This window comes from Providencia hangzhouensis, from assembly GCF_029193595.2.
Classification (GTDB): domain Bacteria; phylum Pseudomonadota; class Gammaproteobacteria; order Enterobacterales; family Enterobacteriaceae; genus Providencia; species Providencia hangzhouensis.
In genome coordinates this window covers 4,285,589-4,307,927 of record NZ_CP135052.1, presented here as the reverse complement: position 1 = coordinate 4,307,927, position 22,339 = coordinate 4,285,589, and the positions used below count along the sequence as shown (strand labels likewise).

The 22,339-nt window shown below is 43.7% G+C and carries 14 protein-coding genes, 3 tRNA genes and 2 rRNA genes; 14 read left to right on the top strand and 5 right to left on the bottom strand.

The genetic code is table 11. The features are described 5' to 3' along the window. Positions 1-71 precede the first annotated feature (71 nt). From PZ638_RS19710 to PZ638_RS19690, 5 genes are all read left to right on the top strand, one after another. Positions 72-147: transfer RNA gene (locus tag PZ638_RS19710), tRNA-Glu, on the top strand. A gap of 349 nt (positions 148-496) precedes the next feature. Then, positions 497-3,402: ribosomal RNA gene (locus tag PZ638_RS19705) — 23S ribosomal RNA — on the top strand. A gap of 138 nt (positions 3,403-3,540) precedes the next feature. Next, a 5S ribosomal RNA gene (gene rrf, locus PZ638_RS19700) occupies positions 3,541-3,656 on the top strand. Between the two features lie 59 nt (positions 3,657-3,715). Continuing rightward, positions 3,716-3,792 (top strand) — tRNA-Asp (locus tag PZ638_RS19695). Positions 3,793-3,800: 8 nt separating this feature from the next. Beyond that, positions 3,801-3,876, top strand: a tRNA-Trp gene (locus tag PZ638_RS19690). A gap of 571 nt (positions 3,877-4,447) precedes the next feature. Here the strand turns inward: PZ638_RS19690 and hdfR are convergent. After that, positions 4,448-5,287, bottom strand: coding sequence for an HTH-type transcriptional regulator HdfR (gene hdfR / locus PZ638_RS19685; protein ID WP_004906133.1), 840 nt, complete (start codon positions 5,285-5,287; stop codon positions 4,448-4,450). Positions 5,288-5,399: 112 nt separating this feature from the next. Between hdfR and PZ638_RS19680 the strand changes: the two genes are divergently transcribed. After that, on the top strand, positions 5,400-5,738 hold the full coding sequence (locus PZ638_RS19680; RefSeq protein ID WP_036958821.1) for a MaoP family protein: 339 nt from the start codon (positions 5,400-5,402) through the stop codon (positions 5,736-5,738). Positions 5,739-5,815: 77 nt separating this feature from the next. On the opposite strand, the gene PZ638_RS19675 is transcribed toward PZ638_RS19680, so the two are convergent. Then, positions 5,816-7,342 (bottom strand): YifB family Mg chelatase-like AAA ATPase, encoded by a 1,527-nt coding sequence (locus PZ638_RS19675; protein ID WP_180312202.1) that lies wholly within the window; start codon positions 7,340-7,342, stop codon positions 5,816-5,818. Between the two features lie 479 nt (positions 7,343-7,821). On the opposite strand from PZ638_RS19675, the gene ilvL reads away from it, so the two are divergent. The 6 genes from ilvL to ilvA all read left to right on the top strand — a co-directional run bounded on the left by ilvL (position 7,822) and on the right by ilvA (position 14,401). After that, positions 7,822-7,923 (top strand): ilv operon leader peptide, encoded by a 102-nt coding sequence (gene ilvL / locus PZ638_RS19670; protein ID WP_071524553.1) that lies wholly within the window; start codon positions 7,822-7,824, stop codon positions 7,921-7,923. A gap of 132 nt (positions 7,924-8,055) precedes the next feature. Next, positions 8,056-9,702 (top strand): acetolactate synthase 2 catalytic subunit, encoded by a 1,647-nt coding sequence (gene ilvG / locus PZ638_RS19665; RefSeq protein WP_206277687.1) that lies wholly within the window; start codon positions 8,056-8,058, stop codon positions 9,700-9,702. Then, positions 9,699-9,968 carry an acetolactate synthase 2 small subunit gene (ilvM, locus tag PZ638_RS19660; protein ID WP_004906129.1) on the top strand — a complete coding sequence of 90 codons (270 nt, stop codon included), beginning with the start codon at positions 9,699-9,701 and terminating at the stop codon, positions 9,966-9,968. The genes ilvG and ilvM overlap by 4 nt, the downstream gene beginning before the upstream one ends. Before the next feature lie 11 nt (positions 9,969-9,979). Beyond that, positions 9,980-10,906: a branched-chain amino acid transaminase gene (locus tag PZ638_RS19655; protein WP_004906127.1), complete on the top strand. Its 927-nt coding sequence runs from the start codon at positions 9,980-9,982 to the stop codon at positions 10,904-10,906. 67 nt (positions 10,907-10,973) lie between these two features. Next, positions 10,974-12,824 carry a dihydroxy-acid dehydratase gene (gene ilvD, locus PZ638_RS19650; RefSeq protein ID WP_094962446.1) on the top strand — a complete coding sequence of 617 codons (1,851 nt, stop codon included), beginning with the start codon at positions 10,974-10,976 and terminating at the stop codon, positions 12,822-12,824. Positions 12,825-12,826: 2 nt separating this feature from the next. Next, complete coding sequence (gene ilvA / locus PZ638_RS19645; protein WP_094962447.1) at positions 12,827-14,401, top strand: threonine ammonia-lyase, biosynthetic; 1,575 nt, start codon at positions 12,827-12,829, stop codon at positions 14,399-14,401. Here the strand turns inward: ilvA and ilvY are convergent. Then, positions 14,393-15,289: an HTH-type transcriptional activator IlvY gene (ilvY, locus tag PZ638_RS19640; RefSeq protein WP_004906122.1), complete on the bottom strand. Its 897-nt coding sequence runs from the start codon at positions 15,287-15,289 to the stop codon at positions 14,393-14,395. The two genes, ilvA and ilvY, sit on opposite strands and share 9 nt — an antisense overlap. A gap of 174 nt (positions 15,290-15,463) precedes the next feature. On the opposite strand from ilvY, the gene ilvC reads away from it, so the two are divergent. Further along, positions 15,464-16,936, top strand: coding sequence for a ketol-acid reductoisomerase (gene ilvC, locus PZ638_RS19635; protein ID WP_036958818.1), 1,473 nt, complete (start codon positions 15,464-15,466; stop codon positions 16,934-16,936). 445 nt (positions 16,937-17,381) lie between these two features. Further along, entirely contained in the window at positions 17,382-19,406 is a 2,025-nt protein-coding gene (rep, locus tag PZ638_RS19630; RefSeq protein WP_094962448.1) for a DNA helicase Rep, read from the top strand. Between the two features lie 52 nt (positions 19,407-19,458). On the opposite strand, the gene gppA is transcribed toward rep, so the two are convergent. Together gppA and rhlB are read right to left on the bottom strand one after the other, a co-directional pair. After that, a complete protein-coding gene (gene gppA, locus PZ638_RS19625; RefSeq protein WP_094962449.1) occupies positions 19,459-20,961 on the bottom strand; it encodes a guanosine-5'-triphosphate,3'-diphosphate diphosphatase in 1,503 nt (500 codons plus the stop codon). 11 nt (positions 20,962-20,972) lie between these two features. After that, positions 20,973-22,259 (bottom strand): ATP-dependent RNA helicase RhlB, encoded by a 1,287-nt coding sequence (gene rhlB / locus PZ638_RS19620; RefSeq protein WP_004906115.1) that lies wholly within the window; start codon positions 22,257-22,259, stop codon positions 20,973-20,975. Between the last annotated feature and the right edge of the window lie 80 nt (positions 22,260-22,339).

Below are 22,339 nucleotides of genomic sequence, written 5' to 3'. Positions count from 1 at the left end.
GGCTTTACGTGGGAGACTTATTCGCGAGAATAGGACTTACATGAAAGCACAAAAGTTTTTGTGATTTTCGTGTCCCCTTCGTCTAGAGGCCTAGGACACCGCCCTTTCACGGCGGTAACAGGGGTTCGAATCCCCTAGGGGACGCCAATTGCGCCGATATCGAGTGAAAGACGATGTCCCCAATAATGATTAAGCCAATTATATTGTAGTTGGTTTAACAATTATGCTCTTTAACAATCTGGAACAAGCTGAAAATTGAAAACAACGCACATTGTTTATCGCTTAAACAATGTGAGAGTCTCTCAAAATTTCAGACCTGAAATTTTCGGTCACAAACTCGAGCGGCATGCGCGAGCAGTGTGAAATTCAAGGCGGACAGCGCACAGCAAGCGCAGCGTACTTAGGTACGTGAGCATTGCGAGCACTGCCCAACGAAGAAGTTCACCACGCACAGCCATGACAGTAATGTGAACGTTGAAACAATTTCGGGTTGTGAGGTTAAGCGACTAAGCGTACACGGTGGATGCCTAGGCAATCAGAGGCGATGAAGGACGTGCTAATCTGCGATAAGCGTCGGTAAGGTGATATGAACCGTTACAACCGACGATTTCCGAATGGGGAAACCCAGTGCAATTCGTTGCACTATCGTTTGATGAATACATAGTCAAACGAAGCGAACCGGGGGAACTGAAACATCTCAGTACCCCGAGGAAAAGAAATCAACCGAGATTCCCCTAGTAGCGGCGAGCGAACGGGGAGCAGCCCAGAGTCTTAATCAGCATTAGCATCAGGAGAACGGTCTGGAAAGTCCGGCAGTAAAGGGTGATAGCCCCGTATCCGAAGGTGTTAGTGTTGTGAACTCGACGAGTAGGGCGGGACACGTGTTATCCTGTCTGAATATGGGGGGACCATCCTCCAAGGCTAAATACTCCTGATTGACCGATAGTGAACCAGTACCGTGAGGGAAAGGCGAAAAGAACCCCGGCGAGGGGAGTGAAATAGAACCTGAAACCGTGTACGTACAAGCAGTGGGAGCACCTTTAGGGTGTGACTGCGTACCTTTTGTATAATGGGTCAGCGACTTATATTCTGTAGCAAGGTTAACCGTATAGGGGAGCCGTAGGGAAACCGAGTCTTAACTGGGCGAATAAGTTGCAGGGTATAGACCCGAAACCCGGTGATCTAGCCATGGGCAGGTTGAAGGTTGGGTAACACTAACTGGAGGACCGAACCGACTAATGTTGAAAAATTAGCGGATGACTTGTGGCTGGGGGTGAAAGGCCAATCAAACCGGGAGATAGCTGGTTCTCCCCGAAAGCTATTTAGGTAGCGCCTCGTGAACTCATCTTCGGGGGTAGAGCACTGTTTCGACTAGGGGGTCATCCCGACTTACCAACTCGATGCAAACTACGAATACCGAAGAATGTTATCACGGGAGACACACGGCGGGTGCTAACGTTCGTCGTGAAGAGGGAAACAACCCAGACCGCCAGCTAAGGTCCCAAAGTCATAGTTAAGTGGGAAACGAAGTGGGAAGGCTCAGACAGCCAGGATGTTGGCTTAGAAGCAGCCATCATTTAAAGAAAGCGTAATAGCTCACTGGTCGAGTCGGCCTGCGCGGAAGATGTAACGGGGCTAAACTATGCACCGAAGCTGCGGCAGCGATATTTAGATATTGTTGGGTAGGGGAGCGTTCTGTAAGCCTGTGAAGGTGTGCTGTGAGGCATGCTGGAGGTATCAGAAGTGCGAATGCTGACATAAGTAACGATAATGCGGGTGAAAAACCCGCACGCCGGAAGACCAAGGGTTCCTGTCCAACGTTAATCGGGGCAGGGTGAGTCGACCCCTAAGGCGAGGCAGAAATGCGTAGTCGATGGGAAACGGGTTAATATTCCCGTACTGGTGATAATTGCGATGGGGGGACGGAGAAGGCTAGGCTATCCGGGCGACGGTTGTCCCGGTTTAAGGATGTAGGCAGGTGAATTAGGCAAATCCGGTTCACTATATGCTGAGGTCCGATGACGAGTCACTACGGTGATGAAGTAGCTCATGCCCCGCTTCCAGGAAAAGCCTCTAAGCTCTAGATTATCATTAATCGTACCCCAAACCGACACAGGTGGTCAGGTAGAGAATACTCAGGCGCTTGAGAGAACTCGGGTGAAGGAACTAGGCAAAATGGTGCCGTAACTTCGGGAGAAGGCACGCTGGCATTAGGTGAAGTGATTTACTCATGGAGCTGAAGCCAGTCGCAGATACCAGCTGGCTGCAACTGTTTATTAAAAACACAGCACTGTGCAAACACGAAAGTGGACGTATACGGTGTGACGCCTGCCCGGTGCTGGAAGGTTAATTGATGGGGTTATCCGTAAGGAGAAGCTCTTGATCGAAGCCCCAGTAAACGGCGGCCGTAACTATAACGGTCCTAAGGTAGCGAAATTCCTTGTCGGGTAAGTTCCGACCTGCACGAATGGCGTAATGATGGCCAGGCTGTCTCCACCCGAGACTCAGTGAAATTGAACTCGCTGTGAAGATGCAGTGTACCCGCGGCAAGACGGAAAGACCCCGTGAACCTTTACTATAGCTTGACACTGAACATTGAGCCTTGATGTGTAGGATAGGTGGGAGGCTTTGAAGCGTGGACGCCAGTCTGCGTGGAGCCAACCTTGAAATACCACCCTTTAATGTTTGATGTTCTAACGTTGCCCCATTATCTGGGGTGCGGACAGTGTCTGGTGGGTAGTTTGACTGGGGCGGTCTCCTCCCAAAGAGTAACGGAGGAGCACGAAGGTTGGCTAAGCATGGTCGGACATCATGCGGTTAGTGCAAAGGCATAAGCCAGCTTGACTGCGAGAGTGACGGCTCGAGCAGGTACGAAAGTAGGTCTTAGTGATCCGGTGGTTCTGAATGGAAGGGCCATCGCTCAACGGATAAAAGGTACTCCGGGGATAACAGGCTGATACCGCCCAAGAGTTCATATCGACGGCGGTGTTTGGCACCTCGATGTCGGCTCATCACATCCTGGGGCTGAAGTAGGTCCCAAGGGTACGGCTGTTCGCCGTTTAAAGTGGTACGCGAGCTGGGTTTAGAACGTCGTGAGACAGTTCGGTCCCTATCTGCCGTGGGCGTTGGAAGATTGAAAGGGGCTGCTCCTAGTACGAGAGGACCGGAGTGGACGCACCACTGGTGTTCGGGTTGTCATGCCAATGGCATTGCCCGGTAGCTAAGTGCGGAAGAGATAACCGCTGAAAGCATCTAAGCGGGAAACTTGCCTTGAGATGAGTCTTCCCTGACTCTTTAAGGGTCCTAAAGGAACGTTTAAGACTAAGACGTTGATAGGTTGGGTGTGTAAGCGTAGCGATACGTTGAGCTAACCAATACTAATGAACCGTGAGGCTTAACCTGACAACACCGAAGGTGTTTTAGAGAGATAGAGTTGTTTTCGAGAAGTGAGAAGCCGAAAGGTGAAGGACACGCAGCTTGTTTGAGATTGAGGTTCTGGTTTAGTGAAGAAAAAACTAAACGGGAACAAAACAGAATTTGTCTGGCGGCAATAGCGCGGTGGTCCCACCTGACCCCATGCCGAACTCAGCAGTGAAACGCCGTAGCGCCGATGGTAGTGTGGGGTCTCCCCATGTGAGAGTAGGGAACTGCCAGACATTAATTAAAGGTTTATTGCTCAATAAGCAGTAAACAGCCGAAAGGCAAAAGAATAAGTGGAGCGGTAGTTCAGTTGGTTAGAATACCTGCCTGTCACGCAGGGGGTCGCGGGTTCGAGTCCCGTCCGTTCCGCCACTTAATTTAGGGGCGTAGTTCAATTGGTAGAGCACCGGTCTCCAAAACCGGGTGTTGGGAGTTCGAGTCTCTCCGCCCCTGCCAGTTACCAATTAAGTAATAATAAAAGAAGTATCTATTGATAACCCGATTAGCTTAATCGGGTTTTTCTTTATTCGTGTGACTATAAATATAAAGTTATTTTCCCCTTCTGCTAATTTTCAATTTATTTTATCCCATTAACCATCCCACTGTTTTGTATCTCTTAATCGTATTCACTATTTAAATACACTGTGACGTTACGTTCTCTCAGCTACTTTTTATTTTCATCATTTTATATTTATTTTTCGCATCATCAGTGAGTTGTTACTTACGACTTTATACTTCTCAATAGTATTCACAGGTTGAATGATATTTTGTTGTGTTCAATATTTAAGTTAGAAAAATGAGCATATATATAAAGTTGGTGGTTTAATTTTTATTAAGATCACAAATTACCTTGCTGAAGAAGCAAAATGTCATTGTATTGCTGTATGAATATTGGTCAGTTATCTGTTATTGATATATCTGATTAAAAAATAAAATGAAGTATCAATTAAGATTATTTTGCAGAGATCTATAGTTTATTTATGGGATCATAGGAAGGTGAGTGAAATCTTTACTCACCTTCCTATTTTTATTCACTTAACTGTGCATTTTTTATTGGAGTTTTAATCAGTTGATTGATAAGAGCTTGCTGATCATTTTTCTGGAGCCAAACTGCATACAAAGGTTTGTTTATTGAGGTTTCTGAGAGCGTTTTTAAGCCTGGATATTGATATACCCAATGAGCAGGTAAAAATGCCGCTGAAAGCGATACAGGAAGTAATTGGCGGGTAATATGGGCTGAGGTAGTGATCATAACAGGTGTGTCATCTTGAGTTAATGAAGGTTCATTTTTTGGATGGAAGTCAGCACCCCATTCAAGCCTTATAAAATTATATTTTGTGAGTGCAATATTTTTTTGGGAAGCCATGAGTTGTAAGTCAATCGTACCGATGATTGTACTTTCAAACTCATCCATTTTAGGCGGTTCAGTTGCGATTAATAAGTCTAATTCTCTAGAATGTAGTTGCTTAACAAGAGACTGGCGCGTTGAAACCCTAGCTTCGAGCCGCAGTTCATCATGTTGATTATAAAGTTCTTCTACCCAGTCAGTTAGATAACCTTCCCAAAGTGAAGCTGTTGCACCAATAGAAAGCTCTGTGTGTTGTGAGGCATGAGATATTTCTTTTTTAGCTTGCAGCCAGGTATTCATTAACGATTCAGCATATGGAACAAGCCTTTCTCCTGCAGCTGTTAACCGGATATTGTTTCTATGCCGCGTAAATAGGCTTGTACCTAATTGTGTTTCTAGTTGCCTAATACGGAAGCTAACCGCTGATTGCGTTAAATAGAGTGATTCTGCAGCTCGACCAAAGTGCCTAGTTTTACTGACCTCTAAAAAAGTTCTCAATAACTCGCTGTCCACATGCATCTCCAATTATTTTTGTCGTGGTGATTTAAATGTTTTGTTTTACAGATTGTCAATGCTGTCTAATACTCCGCGCCATATAGAGTTTGACTGTAATAAGTTAGGAGTGTGTCAGATGGCAGATAGCTTCATCACGACTAATCGTTTTTTTGATAACAAACATTACCCACGTGGCTTTTCTCGTCATGGTGATTTCACCATTAAAGAAGCTCAGTTGCTAGAACGTCTCGGCCAAGCTTTTAATGAGCTTGATACAGGTAAGCGTGCACCTCAGACAGAAGAAGAAAAACTTTTCGTCGCTGTATGCCGTGGTGAACGTGAACCAGCTACCCCAGAAGAAAAAGTTTGGACAAAATATTCTAGCCGTATTAACCGTCCAAAACGCTTCCATACTTTATCTGGCGGTAAACCGCAGATAGACCCATCGGAAGACTACACTGATACAGATGATTAATATTATCATCGTATGATAAGAGGGACTTCGGTCCCTTTATTTCTACGGGATAATAAGTACTTATCTGTCCACTCTTCTCAGCTTACTTGTTTTTGCAAATGAAGCAATAACTTATCCATTGCTCGATACCCCAAAGCTTCTAATAAATCTGAACGTTCAATAGTTTCTGCGGCATTAAGGTCGGCGATTGTTCTAGCAACCCTTAAAATTCTGTGCCAAGCTCGAATGGAAAGACCTAGCTTATTTAATGCATGTTCTAAGAATAACGCATCTTTTGTTGTTAGCAGGCAAAATTGTGTGGTTTCTCTTGGTGTTAGTAAACTATTAATTTTTCCAGCTCGCCTAAGTTGCCTATTTCTGGCTTCGATGACTCTTTGTCTAACCTGTTCACTTGTTTCACCTTGGTTAGTTTGATTACTTAATGAACCGAGAGGTAACAATGGAATCTCTATTGAAAGATCAAATCGGTCAATAAAAGGCCCTGATATGCGTGAAAGATAACGTAGTATGCGAGTAGGAGCTGAGCGGCTCATTTCTCCTTGGTAATGGCCTGTTGGGCTAGGATTTAGGGCCGCAATTAGCTGGAAACTCGCAGGATAGCAAACTTTTGCTTTTGCTCGAGAAATGCTAATTTTTCTAGATTCTAGAGGTTCTCGTAAAGAATCTAATACCGAGCGGCTAAATTCGGGTAATTCATCTAAAAATAAAACACCATGGTGTGCAAGTGAGATCTCACCAGGTTTGGGAAGAGAGCCACCGCCAATTAAAGCGGCAATTGATGCACTATGGTGGGGTGCTCTAAAAGGCCTTATTGGCCAATTCATGTCTTCTTTTGTGTTTTCACTTAAACTATGTAGTGAAGCAACTTCTAAGGCTTCTTGAGAGGTTAATGGGGGGAGTAAAGTCATTAGACGGCTTGCTAGCATAGTTTTTCCTGTCCCCGGAGGACCTAACAAGAGTAAATTGTGTCCACCTGCAGCACAGATTTCTAATGCCCGTTTCCCATGTTCTTGACCAATAATATCGTTGATATCACCTTCTTGCTTGGTTGGGATAGATGCTTGATGAACTTGTTGATTACAAACTAATGTGTGTTTGTTATGTAAAAAATGGCAGAGCTCTAATAAGGATGTCGTGAAATAAACGCTATTATCTGGAAGTAGGCCTAGTTGGTGTTGGTTCTCCGTTGATAGTATTAAAGAGCGCTGTTGTTTTAATGCTGATTGGGCCGCTGGGATAGCACTGTTGACATAGCGAACATCGCCAGACAAAGCAAGTTCGCCTAAAAATTCATATTGTTTTAATGGATCGTGGGGGATTTGCCCTGATGATGCGAGTATGGCAATAGCGATGGCAAGGTCATACCGACCACTTTCTTTTGGTAAATCTGCTGGGGCTAAATTAACCGTCATTTTTTTAGCTGGATATTCAAACCCGCTATTTAGTAGAGCGCTTCGAACTCTATCTCTTGCTTCTTTTACTGCTGTTTCTGGTAGCCCAACAAGTGTTAAACCTGGAAGCCCATTACTAATATGTGCCTCAACAGTAACAAGAGGTGCTTCTAACCCAATTGATGCTCTAGTGTAAACAATTGCTAATGTCATAAGCCCTCCAATATTTTTTACAGAGTAATATTCTGCTGAAATTAGGTTTGTTTATCTTGAGTTGATAACATATTTGCGAAGCTGCTCGATAATTTAATTGCTTAGTTACTAGGCTGTTTCAATTTGCGTCGAGTAGCTTCGAGGACTTGTTATAACAGTGATTGCGTTAATTTTATAAAGAGTGGAAGCTATACTGAACTTGGATATTCATAAGAAAAAGTAATTAGTTTTTTGGCGTGAATCTTAATGGTATTGAATGGCTGGTGCGGATGATGTAGCTGATTATGCTATGTATTCTATTGAATTTTACTGAGAAACGGTAGTTTAGGCAGTTTATAATGCTAATTTGTTGATAACGATATGATTTTTAAATAATTTAATGTTTTGAAAATAAATAAATTAAATAAAAGTTGTCAAAACGATTTTAAAATGATAACTCTAAATAATAGATAATTAAGAATATTGAAAAAGTAAAACTCATGAACGCATTTATCCAAGCAGTTAGCCTAATTATTATTAGCGTGGTGGTGATTATTATCCCACCGTGCGGGGCTGCACTTGGACGACGAAGGCTAAAATAACAGCCAGATCTCACGAGAACCCCGCACCGAAAGGCGCGGGGTTTTTTTTGACATAAATGTTGATGAATGCAAACACACTAAATAAAACATAACAAATACAAATAGATAAAGTAGACGGACAGGAGATAAAGCATGAACGGAGCACAATGGTTAGTTCAAGCATTGCGAACACAGGGAGTTGATACCGTATTTGGGTATCCTGGTGGCGCAATTATGCCAGTTTATGACGCATTGTATGATGGCGGAGTTGAGCATTTGTTGTGTCGACATGAGCAAGGGGCTGTAATTGCTGCGATTGGATATGCACGTTCAACAGGGAAAACAGGGGTATGTATCGCAACATCGGGTCCTGGCGCAACAAATGTTATCACGGGATTGGCTGATGCATTGTTAGATTCCGTTCCTGTTGTCGCCATTACTGGGCAGGTTGCTTCTGAGTTTATTGGAACCGATGCCTTTCAAGAAATCGATGTTTTAGGGTTGTCCTTAGCTTGTACTAAGCACAGTTTTTTGGTTGAAGATATCGAGGACTTACCTCGCATTCTTGCTGAGGCTTTCGCAATCGCAAATAGTGGGCGTCCTGGTCCTGTACTGATTGATATTCCGAAAGATATTCAGCTACAACGAGCTGAGTTGTCTCCATTTTTAATGCCGGTAGAGCAAGAAGTCACTTCACCTTTATCTGAAATACAACAGGCAAGAATGCTATTAGAACAATCAGAAAAGCCTATGTTGTACGTTGGTGGCGGTGTTGGAATGTCTGGTGCCGTTAAAGAATTACGTGAATTTATTGAGTTTACAGGTGTTCCTTCAGTTGCAACGTTAAAAGGGCTTGGTGCCGTGAGCCCTTTAGATGAAAACTATTTAGGCATGTTAGGTATGCATGGTACTAAAGCAGCCAATATTTCAGTGCAACGCTGTGACTTGCTCATCGCTGTTGGTGCTCGTTTTGATGATAGGGTAACAGGTAAGTTAAATACTTTTGCACCGAACGCCAAAGTGATTCATATCGATATAGACCACGTAGAATTAGACAAATTACGTCAAACACATGTTGCGCTACATGGTGATGCAAAAGTATTACTCCCTGAATTAATGCTTAAAAAATCAATTGAACCTTGGCAGCAGGAAGTTCAGCAACTTAAAAAAGAGTTTGGTTGGCGTTATGACCATCCTGGTGAACCTATTTATGCGCCACTGTTATTGAAACAGCTGTCGGATAAAATGAAACCAAATACGGTTGTGACCACCGATGTAGGGCAACACCAAATGTGGTCAGCACAGCATATCACCGTTGATGGCCCTGAAAATTTCTTAACCTCTAGTGGGCTTGGCACCATGGGGTTTGGTATCCCTGCGGCAATTGGTGCACAGGTTGCTAGGCCTGAGGATACTGTAGTCTGTGTATCTGGGGATGGGTCATTTATGATGAATGTCCAAGAGTTGGGAACCATCAAACGTAAGCAACTTCCTGTAAAAATCCTTTTGATCGATAACCAACGCTTAGGCATGGTTCGCCAATGGCAGGAACTGTTTTTTGAGCAGCGTTATAGTGAAACGATTTTGACGGATAACCCTGATTTTGTGGCATTAGCCAGTGCGTTTGGTATCAAAGGCCAACGAATTACTGATAAGTCAGAAGTTAATGCTGCATTAGATGAATTGCTGAATAGCGAAGGTGCCTATTTATTACAGGTATCAATTAATGAACTAGAAAATGTCTGGCCGTTGGTTCCACCTGGGGCTAGTAATGAAAAAATGATGGAGAAACCATTATGATGCAACATCAAATCTCGATATTGGCCCGTTTCCGTCCTGAGGTTTTAGAGCGTATATTAAGGGTCACTCGCCATCGTGGATTTCGTATTAATTCCATGAATATGGGGCAATCAACAGACGGCGACAATGTTAATATTGAACTCACTGTAAGTAGTCAAAGGCCATTAACTCAGCTTTGTGCACAGTTAACTAAGCTTTCAGACATTACAGAAGTTGAAGTACTACAACAAGAATCACGACTATTACGCACACAAAGTGCAATGTAAGGAATATACAAATGACTAAGAAAGCTGACTTTATTTGGTTTAACGGTGAAATGACGCCATGGGCTGATGCAAAGGTTCATGTTATGTCTCATGCTCTGCACTATGGTACATCGGTGTTTGAAGGCGTCCGTTGTTATGACTCACATAAAGGTCCTGTGGTCTTCCGCCACCGTGAGCATATGCAACGTTTGCATGATTCAGCGAAAATTTACCGTATGCCTGTCAGCTATAGCGTTGAAGAGTTAATGGAAGCTTGCCGTGCAACTTTGCGTAAAAATAACTTAGTCAGTGCGTATATTCGTCCATTAGTGTTTATTGGTGATGTTGGTATGGGCGTTAACCCACCAGACGGTTACAAAACCGATGTTATTTTAGCGGCGTTCCCATGGGGGGCGTATTTAGGTGAAGAAGCGTTAGACCAAGGTATTGATGCGATGGTGTCTTCTTGGAACCGTGTGGCGCCAAATACTATCCCTACAGGGGCGAAAGCAGGAGGTAATTATTTATCTTCTTTGCTAGTTGGTAGCGAAGCTCGTCGTCATGGTTACCAAGAAGGTATTGCATTAGATGTTCATGGGTATTTATCAGAAGGTGCAGGGGAAAATATTTTTGAGGTGAAAGACGGCATCCTGTATACACCTCCGTTCACATCCTCTGCATTACCAGGTATTACACGTGATGCAATTTTAACGTTAGCAAAAGATTTGGGTATTGAAGTTCGTGAGCAAACACTATCACGCGAATCTCTTTATCTTGCTGATGAAGTCTTTATGACAGGCACAGCTGCCGAAATTACGCCAGTACGTAGCGTTGATGGTATCCAAGTCGGCATTGGTCGTTGTGGCCCAGTAACCAAGCAAATTCAGCAAGCATTCTTTGGCTTATTTGATGGCACAACAGAAGATAAATGGGGCTGGTTAGATCCAGTAAACCCTTAATAATTAAATTGAAATAGATGTTACAGGCGGACGTTCCCCGCCTGTTTTAAACACGGGAGTTAAAGATATGCCTAAGTACCGTTCAGCAACAACAACTCATGGTCGTAATATGGCTGGGGCTCGTGCATTATGGCGTGCAACAGGCATGACCGATGCTGATTTTGGAAAGCCCATTATTGCTGTTGTTAACTCATTCACACAGTTTGTTCCAGGCCACGTACATTTACGTGATTTAGGCAAATTAGTTGCAGAGCAAATTGAAAATGCAGGTGGTGTTGCGAAAGAGTTTAATACAATCGCAGTTGACGATGGGATTGCCATGGGACATGGCGGAATGCTGTATTCCTTACCTTCTCGTGAATTAATTGCAGACTCGGTTGAATATATGGTAAACGCACACTGTGCGGATGCCATGGTGTGTATTTCAAACTGCGATAAAATCACGCCAGGCATGTTAATGGCGTCATTGCGCCTCAACATTCCGGTTATTTTTGTTTCGGGTGGCCCAATGGAAGCGGGTAAAACTAAGCTTTCAGACCAAATTATCAAGCTCGATTTGGTTGATGCCATGATCCAAGGGGCGAACCCAAATGTGAGCGATGCAGATAGCGAGCAAATAGAACGTTCAGCATGCCCAACGTGTGGCTCTTGCTCAGGAATGTTTACTGCAAACTCAATGAACTGCTTAACTGAGGCACTGGGGTTATCTCAACCAGGAAATGGCTCATTATTAGCGACTCATGCAGACCGCGAAACTTTATTTATCAATGCAGGTAAGCGCATTGTTGAATTAACTAAACGCTATTACGAACAAGATGATGAAAGTGCGTTACCACGCAATATCGCCAATAAATCTGCATTTGAAAATGCGATGACGTTGGATATTGCGATGGGTGGTTCAACTAACACAGTTCTGCATTTGCTTGCGGCGGCTCAGGAAGCCGAAATTGATTTCACCATGGATGATATCGACCGTTTATCACGTAAAGTTCCGCATTTGTGTAAGGTTGCACCGAGTACACAAAAATACCATATGGAAGATGTTCACCGTGCTGGTGGTGTTATTGGTATTTTAGGTGAACTGAGCCGTGCAGGTTTGTTGCAAGAAAACGTAACTAATATTTTAGGGCTAAGCTTCCAAGAAACATTAGCGCAATATGATGTGATGTTAACGAAGGACGAGTCTGTTAAATCAATGTTTTCCGCAGGCCCTGCTGGGATCCGTACGACAAAAGCCTTTTCACAGAATTGCCGCTGGCCATCATTGGATACTGACCGTGAGAATGGGTGTATCCGTAGTATTGAGCATGCGTATAGTTTGGATGGAGGGCTGGCTGTTCTGTCTGGAAATATTGCAGAAGATGGCTGTATTGTTAAAACCGCTGGAGTTGATGAAGGCAGTTTAACATTCCGTGGCCCAGCCAAAGTGTTTGAAAGCCAAGATGACGCAGTAGAAGCCATTCTGGGTGGCAAAGTCGTTGAAGGAGATGTGGTTGTTATTCGCTATGAAGGGCCAAAAGGTGGTCCAGGCATGCAAGAAATGCTTTATCCAACTTCATACCTCAAATCAATGGGATTAGGGAAAAGCTGCGCATTAATAACGGATGGCCGTTTTTCGGGTGGTAGTTCTGGCCTTTCTATCGGTCATATTTCGCCAGAAGCAGCGAGTGGTGGCTTATTAGCATTAGTTCAAGATGGCGATATTATTGATATTGATATTCCAAAAAGAACGATGGTGCTGGATGTGAGTGAAAGCGAATTGAATCAACGCCGTGAAGCTGAATTAGCTCGAGGCGATAAAGCTTACACCCCGCGTAATCGCCAGCGTGAGGTTTCTTTTGCTCTGCGTGCTTACGCTTCTTTGGCGACGAGCGCAGACAAAGGTGCTGTTCGTGACAAGTCGAAATTAGGGGGCTAATTGTGGCTGCAGCAAAACCATTACCGGCTGCCCCAACCGGAGCAGATTACTTAAAAGCGGCGCTAAGTGCGCCGGTTTATGAAGCTGCACAAGTAACGCCTCTTCAACAGATGGATAAAATATCTTCACGCTTGGGCAATACCATTTTAGTAAAGCGCGAAGATAGGCAGCCTGTACATAGCTTTAAGCTCCGTGGTGCTTACGCCATGATTGCGAGTTTAACCGAAGAGCAAAAAAGCAAAGGTGTGGTGACCGCTTCTGCAGGGAACCACGCTCAAGGCGTTGCATTATCGGCAAACCGTGTGGGTGTGAAAGCAAAAATCGTCATGCCAGTCGCAACAGCAGATATCAAAGTGGATGCAGTACGAAGCTTCGGTGGCGAAGCTATTTTACATGGCGCTAATTTTGATGAAGCGAAAGCGAAAGCCATTACAATGGCAGAAGAGGATGGCTACACCTTCGTTCCACCTTTTGATCACCCTTCAGTCATTGCAGGCCAAGCTACGATAGCACTGGAACTACTGCAACAAGATGTTCATTTAGACCGAATTTTTATCCCAGTAGGTGGCGGTGGGTTAATTGCGGGCGTCGCTGTGATTATTAAGCAGTTAATGCCAGAGATTAAAATTATTGGTGTGGAGTCTGAAGATGCCGCCTGTCTAAAAGCGGCATTGGAGGCTGGGCACCCTGTTGATTTACCGCGTGTTGGCTTGTTCGCAGAAGGTGTGGCAGTCAAACGTATTGGCGATGAAACCTTCAGATTGTGCCAGCAATATGTTGATGATGTTATCACTGTTGATAGTGATTCCATTTGTGCAGCATTGAAAGATATTTTTGAAGATGTTCGCGCGATAGCAGAGCCTTCAGGCGCTTTGGCATTGGCTGGATTGAAAAAATATGTACAGCAGCACAACATCAAAGGCGAACGTTTAGCACATATTTTGTCCGGTGCGAATATGAATTTCCACGGGCTGCGTTATGTTTCTGAGCGCTGTGAAATTGGTGAACAACGAGAAGCTTTGCTGGCAGTGACCATTCCTGAGCAAAAAGGGAGTTTCTTACGTTTTTGCCAGTTACTAGGCCATCGAGCCATTACGGAGTTTAACTATCGATATACGGATGCCGATCCTGACCGTGCTTGTATTTTTGTTGGGGTGCGTTTAAGTGGCCGTGATGGCGAGCGCTCGGAGATTATCCAAGAACTTAGAAGTAACGGCTATGAAGTCAATGATTTATCAGATGATGAAATGGCAAAACTTCATGTGCGTTATATGATTGGTGGTCGCCCATCAAAGCCATTAGATGAAAGATTGTATAGCTTTGAATTTCCAGAGTCTCCAGGTGCATTACTGAGATTCTTAGAAACACTCGGGACTCATTGGAATATTACGTTATTTCATTATCGCAGCCATGGTACAGATTATGGGCGAGTGCTGGCGGCGTTTGAACTGGCTGGGCCAGAAGTACGTTTTGATAGGCATCTTGATGCGTTAGGTTATGAATATCATGATGAAACAGGAAACCCGTCTTTCCGTTTTTTCTTAGCGCCGCAAGATAGCCAAAGAACCTTAGATTGAGTTGTCTGGGAGTAATTCCCAAAACGCTTTAATTAATGGTTCACTCAGGCGTTTGCTTAATAGGCAAACGCCGAGTTCAAAAGGTTCTACCATTGAAATATTATCGAGCTGTGAAATACGGCTGCGTACGGGTTCTGGGCTGTTATCAACGACCACACTAGGAATCAAGGCAATACCGCATCCCAAAGCCACCATTGACACAATTGCCTCATGGCCTGATACCGTCGCATAAATGACAGGGTTATTGATATTATGGCGACGGAACCAGAGTTCGATACGTTTACGAGATGGGCCGTGCTCAGGCAGGATAAAGGGGACGGTAGACCAATCAGGTTCCGCTTCTGTTACCATGCTTCGTACAGCACAGGGTAGTGATGGAGCAATCAAAACGAGAGGGATTTCGCCGATTTTTGCAAAACGGACGTTATCAGGTAAGCGCTCGGGTTTCCCGGCGATGCCAAGATCAGCTTCATGAGTTTCTACTTTTTCGACAGCATCCGCTGCGTCCCCTGTCGTGAGTTTAATTTCCACTAATGGGTGTAGCGCACGGAATTTATCTAAAACTTCGGGTAAATGACTATAAGCTGCTGTAACTGAGCAAAAAAGATGTAGTTCCCCACTGAGCGATGGACTTTGCTGGTTGAGAGCATGTTGCAGCTGTTGATATTGCAATAATGTTTGTTGGGCAAATTGCTTAAGGTGTTCCCCTGCTTGGGTCAATTTAACTGAGCGGTTATCTCGCACAAATAGTGGGTGACCAAGCTGCTCTTCGAGGCGTTGTATTTGCCGAGACAACGTGGAAGGACTGACATGCATCGCTTTAGATGTGCGCCCGAAGTGGCAACTTTGTGCTAAATGCAAAAAAAGCTTGAGATCGCGAATGTCCATTTTGCCCTCTAATTAACATAATTAATGGCGTTGCAGATATTGCAACATTGTATTGTTAATATATCAATTTAAGCAATGCGAAACATCGCATATAGTAAATCCATAAACGCTCAAAAATGAGCGACAGGCAGACTGCCTGACATAACGAACACAACAGAACAATGGAGTATGACAATGGCGAATTATTTTAACACATTGAATTTGCGTGAGCAGTTAGCTCAATTAGGCAAGTGCCGTTTTATGCAGCGCGAAGAGTTTGCAGATGAAGCAGGTTTTCTGAAAGGTAAAAAAATCGTCATAGTCGGTTGTGGAGCGCAAGGTTTAAACCAAGGCCTGAATATGCGTGATTCAGGTTTAGATATTGCTTATGCATTACGTGATGAAGCAATTGCAGAGAAACGTGCTTCATGGCGCAAAGCGACAGAAAATGGTTTCAAAGTTGGTACTTATGAAGAACTGATCCCTACCGCTGATTTGGTTATTAACTTAACGCCAGACAAGCAGCACTCAACCGTTGTTCGCGCTGTTCAGCCTATGATGAAACAAGGTGCAGCACTGGGTTATTCACATGGCTTCAACATTGTTGAAGTTGGCGAAGAAATTCGTAAAGATATTACTGTTGTGATGGTAGCGCCAAAATGCCCAGGTACTGAAGTTCGTGAAGAATACAAGCGTGGTTTTGGTGTTCCAACGTTGATTGCAGTACACCCAGAAAACGACCCGAAAGGTGAGGGGATGGCAATTGCTAAAGCATGGGCAGCAGCGACTGGTGGCCACCGTGCAGGTGTTCTGGAATCCTCATTTGTTGCAGAAGTTAAGTCTGACCTGATGGGCGAGCAAACGATTCTGTGTGGTATGTTGCAAGCGGGTGCATTACTGAGTTACGACAAAATGGTCGCAGACGGTGTTGAGCCAGGCTACGCAGGAAAATTAATTCAGTTTGGTTGGGAAACTATCACTGAAGCGCTGAAACAAGGCGGTATCACGCTGATGATGGACCGTTTGTCTAACCCTGCAAAAATTCGTGCTTATGCATTATCTGAACAACTGAAAACCATTATGGCGCCATTGTTCCAAAAACATATGGATGACATCATTTCAGGTGAATTTTCTGCAACCATGATGGCAGACTGGGCAAATGATGATAAAAACTTGCTGACATGGCGTGAAGAGACAGGCAAAACAGCATTTGAAAATTACCCTGAATATGAAGGGAAAATCGCAGAACAAGAGTACTTCGACCACGGTGTTTTGTTAGTTGCTATGGTTAAAGCGGGTGTTGAATTAGCGTTCGATACGATGTTAGAAGCGGGTATCTTAGAAGAATCTGCGTATTATGAGTCTCTGCATGAGTTACCACTGATTGCAAATACCATTGCTCGTAAACGTTTATATGAAATGAACGTGGTTATCTCTGATACTGCAGAGTATGGTAACTATCTGTTCTCATTCGCAGTTGTGCCAATGCTGAAGGATTTCATGACGAAGTTACAAGCAGGGGATTTAGCGAAACCAGTTGCCGATAATGGCACTGATAATGCACAGTTACGTGATATCAACGAAGCTATCCGTAACCATCCGATTGAGAAGATCGGTAAGACGTTACGTGGTTATATGACGGATATGAAGAAGATTGCGGTCGGCTAACTCATTTTTCGTCACTCTTCGCGTGATAGGCGCGTTGGCTGCACTCGGCTCCCCAAGTCACATACTTGTGTATGCTCCTTGGGATAACCTCCTTTGCCGCCTTCCTCTAACACGAATAGTTTAGAAAAATGTATTGATGTTATAGCTAACTCATTTTTCGTCACTCTTCGCGTGATAGGTGCGTTGGCTACACTCGGTTACCCAAGTCACATACTTAATGTATGCTCCTTGGGATAACCTCCTTTGCCGCCTTCCTCTAACGCGAATAGTTTAGAAAAATGCATTGATGTTATAAAAGAAAAAGAACAAAACCACATTATTCGGATGGATGATGTGGTTTTTTGTTTTTTATAAATAGAGAAGATCGTTGCTCAAGAGTTGGGTCGGTTTCTGCTACAATCTGTAGCGAATTCCTTTTTGAATAACTGAGTGATGTAGAGAAGCCATGCGATTGAATCCTAGCCAACAGCAGGCAGTTGAATTTGTCGATGGCCCGTGCCTTGTATTGGCGGGGGCGGGGTCAGGCAAAACACGTGTTATTACCAATAAAATTGCGCATTTAATTCGCCAATGCGGTTATCAGCCTCGGCAAATTGCAGCGGTGACTTTCACCAATAAAGCGGCGCGGGAAATGAAAGAGCGCGTGGCACAAACCTTGGGGAAAAAAGAAGCACGCGGTTTGATCATATCCACCTTCCATACATTAGGGTTGGAAATCATTAAGCGTGAATATAAAGCGCTGGGTATTAAAGCCAACTTTTCGCTATTTGACGACCAAGACCAGATGGCATTGTTGAAAGAACTCACTTTTGACTTACTAGAAGAAGATAAAGACTTACTCAAACAATTGATCTCAGCGATCTCTAATTGGAAAAATGATCTTATCTCGCCACAACAAGTTATAGGCCAAGCACGGAGTGAGAAAGAGCATCACTTTGCCGAGTGTTATCGCCGCTATGAACTTCATCTGAAAAGTTGCAATGTGTTGGATTTTGATGACTTAATCAGCAAACCTACCATGTTGTTATATCAAAATGAAGAAGTTCGTGAACGCTGGCAGCAAAAAATTCGCTACTTGCTGGTGGATGAATATCAAGATACCAATACGAGCCAATATCAGTTGGTTAAATTGCTTGTGGGGCAGCGAGCAAGGTTTACGGTTGTGGGTGATGACGACCAGTCAATCTATTCATGGCGTGGCGCAAGGCCACAAAACTTGGTTTTATTGAATCAGGACTTCCCTAAGTTAAATGTCATTAAGCTTGAGCAAAATTACCGTTCATCTGAACGAATTTTAAAGGCTGCAAATATTTTAATTGCCAATAACCCTCATGTATTTGAAAAAAAATTATTTTCTGAATTGGGATATGGAGCGCCACTTCGGGTTCTTACGGCAAACAATGAAGACCATGAAGCCGAAAGAGTGATTGGGGAGCTTATTGCACACCATTTTATTAATAAGACGGAATATAAAGATTACGCCATTTTGTATCGCGGTAATCATCAATCGCGTATTTTTGAAAAAATGTTGATGCAAAATCGTATTCCGTATCGCATTTCGGGGGGGACTTCGTTTTTCTCCCGCCCTGAAATTAAAGACTTATTAGCTTATTTGCGAGTATTGACGAACCCTGAAGATGACAGTGCTTTTTTACGCATAGTAAATACTCCACGACGAGAGATTGGTCCTAAAACTATCCAAAAACTTGGGGAATGGGCAAACCAGCGAGGGAAAAGCTTATATCAGGCCAGCTTTGATCTAGGGCTTGAACAAATTTTAAAAGGCAAAGGATTAGAAGCATTACAGCGTTTCACTCATTGGATGGACAGTATTGTTCGAACGTCGGAACGTGAACCTTTAATTGCGGTGCGTGATTTACTGCGCGAAATGGATTATGAAAGCTGGTTATATGAAACGTCGACCAGTACTAAAGCTGCTGAAATGCGAATGAAAAACGTCAACCAATTGTTCACATGGATGAGTGAAATGGTGGAAGGTGATGATCTCAATGACCCAATGACATTGAGCCAAGTGGTTACACGCTTTACGCTGCGCGATATGATGGAGCGTGGTGAGGATGATGAAGAATCAGACCAAGTTCAACTCATGACGTTGCATGCGTCTAAAGGCCTTGAATTTCCTTATGTTTTTTTGGTCGGTATGGAAGAAGGGCTGCTGCCACATCAAAGCAGTATTGATGAAAATAATATTGATGAAGAACGCCGTTTAGCTTATGTAGGGATCACAAGAGCGCAAAGAGAGTTATTCTTTTCTCATTGTCGTGAGCGTCGTCAATATGGTGAATTGATCCGTCCCGAATTAAGCCGTTTTCTCCTTGAATTGCCACAAGATGATTTACAATGGGAGCAACAGCGTAAAGTGGTTAGTGCGCAGGAGCGTATGCAGAAAGGGCAATCAGCTTTAGCCGATATTAAAGCGCGTTTAGGGCTAAATAAAAAAAGTGAGTAACCACAACTAATTGAATTTCCACACTAGAGTAGGTCTAGTGTGGAATATATTATCAATTTGAACTATTACGTTCTTCCAACTCTAAAACCCAATTCACATAGCCCTGCCATTGAACTTCTTGCTGTAAATTTTCCGCTCGTAGAGGGTGATCAGATAACCAACGATAAGGCAGTGTAATGGTTAACCTCTGTGCATTCACATTAAGTCTTAGTGCAGGCAAGGTATCATCCCGTCTGCGGCTCGCAAAAATAATGGCGAGGCGGAGTAAACGACATAAATCATATGCATGCTGTATGGGTAGCGCATTTTGTTGGCTTAATGGTGTTAAATCGACAGGGCCTTGCTGATTTTTCAATAATGCAGCAAGTAACCGTTTTTGAGCTGGAGTGAAGCCTGGTAAATCAAGGTGTGTTATGAGGTAGCTCGCGTGCTCGGGGCCTTTACGGAAATCGACACTCAAGCCGATTTCATGTAAGGCGCATGCACTCGATAGTAAATCACGACAGCGTGTATCTAAGCCCCAATCTTTCGCGACTTGTAAATAAAAATATTCTGCAAGTTGACGGACTCGGCCAGCTTGTTCGATATCGACTTGGAAGCGCCGTTGAATATTGCGAACGGTACGAGCGCGAATATCCTGCTCAATAGGAAGCTGTAACATACCATAGACAAGCCCTTCACGAAGTGCTCCGCCAGCAAGTGTCATGTTATCAATGTCTAATGCTTCAAAGATAGCAATCAAAATAGACAAGCCGCTTGGAAAAACAAGGGCACGTTCGAAGGTTAAGCCGTCAATTTCAAGCTCTTCAAGTTTTTGGCATTGAATGGCTTTGCGCTTAAGCTGTTGTAACTTAGAAAGGGTGATCAGTTCATCCATGCCTTGGGCAATCATGATTTCCTGAATGGCTTGTACAGTACCGGATGCTCCAACACATATTTTCCACCCATGTGTCTTGAGTGACTCTGCAATAGGGGCGATGACATTATGTGCAGCGGCTTGAGCCGCTGAGAAGTTTTCTTCGGTTAAACTTCTATCGCCAAAGTAGCGTTCAAGCCAAGTCACACAACCCATTTCAAGACTATAGAGTTGCTCCGCTTTTGCGCCAGTACCTGTAACAAGTTCAGTACTTCCCCCACCAATATCAACCACTAAGCGTTGATCTGGCCCACCAGTTGTATGAGCAACACCTTGATAAATTAAGCGAGCTTCTTCTTCCCCTTGAATAACTTTTACAGGGTTTCCTAAAATTTGACTGGCTTTTTCGATGAAAACATCGGCATTTTTAGCTAAACGCAAAGTCGCAGTCGCGACAACACGAATTTGTGTATTCGGAATATCTTGTAAGTGTTCCGAAAACAGGCGTAAACATTGCCAGCCTCGCTCCATTGCTTGCTTAGAAAGCAGGTTATTGTTATCTAACCCTGCAGCAAGACGAACTTTGCGTTTAACCCTAGAGATCACCTGAATGCTACCAGCGGTTTCACGTACGACTAGCATATGAAAACTGTTTGAGCCTAAATCGATGGCGGCATAAAGAGAAGAAGATTTCAGCATATCGTTTTTACTCAGCCTGGACGTTTATGGTTGTTACGTGGGCCATTGTGGCGACGCTGCGAATTTGAATTACGGCGCTGGCCTCCAGGACGTGGGCGATGACGGCGTTTTGGTGCCGGTAAATCGCTCAATAATGCATCACTGTTATACTTACTAACAGGGATTGAGTGTTGAATATATTCTTCAATAGCAGGGAGGTTAAGTGAATATTCTTCACAGGCTAAGCTAATTGAGTTTCCACTTTCACCAGCACGACCAGTACGACCAATACGGTGTACGTAATCTTCACAGTCATCAGGTAAGTCGTAATTAAATACATGAGTAACTGATGGAATATGTAAACCACGAGCTGCAACATCAGTTGCCACTAAAATATCTAAATGGCCTTGTGTGAATTGCTCTAATATACGCAGTCGTTTTTTTTGTGCGACATCGCCGGTCAACAAACCTACACGATGACCATCGGCAGCTAAATGCGCCCAAATATCATCACAACGGTGTTTTGTATTGGCGAAAATAATACAACGCTCTGGCCACTCTTCTTCAAGAAGCGTTTGGAGTAAGCGCATTTTTTCTTCATTAGAAGGGTAAAATAACTCTTCTTTGATACGATGACCTGTTTTTTGTAAAGGTTCGACCTCAACATATTCAGGGTTATTCATTTGCTCGAAAGCTAATTCTCTTACTCGGTAAGATAAAGTTGCAGAAAACAGCAAATTAAGCCTTTCTGCAGCACCTGGCATACGACGGAAAATCCAGCGAATATCTTTAATAAAACCAAGATCATACATGCGGTCGGCTTCATCAAGTACCACAACTTGAACCGCACTTAAGTCGACATGGCCTTGTTTCGCGTAGTCGATTAAACGGCCTGTTGTACCAATAAGGATATCAACACCGTTTTGTAAAACCTTAAGCTGCTCATCATAGCCGTCACCACCGTAAGCTAGCCCCATTTTCAGGCCAGTGTACTCAGCTAGCTCTTTCGCATCCGAATAAATTTGTACCGCGAGTTCGCGTGTCGGTGCCATAATCAGCGCACGAGGCTGATTCGCTTTTTTACCCTCAATAGCGGGGTGAGTTAATAAATAATGGAATGTAGACGTTAAAAAAGCTAACGTTTTACCTGTACCAGTTTGCGCTTGACCCGCCACGTCTTTGCCTTCGACAGTAAAAGGCAAGGTGGACGCCTGTATAGGCGTGCAAAAATTGAAGCCTTTTTTATTCAGAGCTTCAATGACTTTAGGGTGCAATGCGAAGTCGGAAAACTTCTTTTCTGTCAAGTGTGCTTTACTCATAGTATGTTAGAATATCAGTTAACGGTTGGTTTACGAAAGTGTATCTTTTGAAATAAAGCATACTGCTGCCAATAATGTTA

What these genes read in the sequence shown, in the direction of transcription:
- rep (WP_094962448.1), top strand. Translation starts at nt 17,382, where the DNA reads ATGCGATTGAATCCTAGCCAACAGCAGGCAGTTGAATTTGTCGATGGC.
- ilvC (WP_036958818.1), top strand. Translation starts at nt 15,464, where the DNA reads ATGGCGAATTATTTTAACACATTGAATTTGCGTGAGCAGTTAGCTCAA.
- gppA (WP_094962449.1), bottom strand. Translation starts at nt 20,961, where the DNA reads ATGCTGAAATCTTCTTCTCTTTATGCCGCCATCGATTTAGGCTCAAAC.
- ilvL (WP_071524553.1), top strand. Translation starts at nt 7,822, where the DNA reads ATGAACGCATTTATCCAAGCAGTTAGCCTAATTATTATTAGCGTGGTG.
- PZ638_RS19675 (WP_180312202.1), bottom strand. Translation starts at nt 7,342, where the DNA reads ATGACATTAGCAATTGTTTACACTAGAGCATCAATTGGGTTAGAAGCA.
- PZ638_RS19655 (WP_004906127.1), top strand. Translation starts at nt 9,980, where the DNA reads ATGACTAAGAAAGCTGACTTTATTTGGTTTAACGGTGAAATGACGCCA.
- ilvG (WP_206277687.1), top strand. Translation starts at nt 8,056, where the DNA reads ATGAACGGAGCACAATGGTTAGTTCAAGCATTGCGAACACAGGGAGTT.
- ilvM (WP_004906129.1), top strand. Translation starts at nt 9,699, where the DNA reads ATGATGCAACATCAAATCTCGATATTGGCCCGTTTCCGTCCTGAGGTT.
- ilvD (WP_094962446.1), top strand. Translation starts at nt 10,974, where the DNA reads ATGCCTAAGTACCGTTCAGCAACAACAACTCATGGTCGTAATATGGCT.
- hdfR (WP_004906133.1), bottom strand. Translation starts at nt 5,287, where the DNA reads ATGCATGTGGACAGCGAGTTATTGAGAACTTTTTTAGAGGTCAGTAAA.
- ilvY (WP_004906122.1), bottom strand. Translation starts at nt 15,289, where the DNA reads ATGGACATTCGCGATCTCAAGCTTTTTTTGCATTTAGCACAAAGTTGC.
- PZ638_RS19680 (WP_036958821.1), top strand. Translation starts at nt 5,400, where the DNA reads ATGGCAGATAGCTTCATCACGACTAATCGTTTTTTTGATAACAAACAT.
- rhlB (WP_004906115.1), bottom strand. Translation starts at nt 22,259, where the DNA reads ATGAGTAAAGCACACTTGACAGAAAAGAAGTTTTCCGACTTCGCATTG.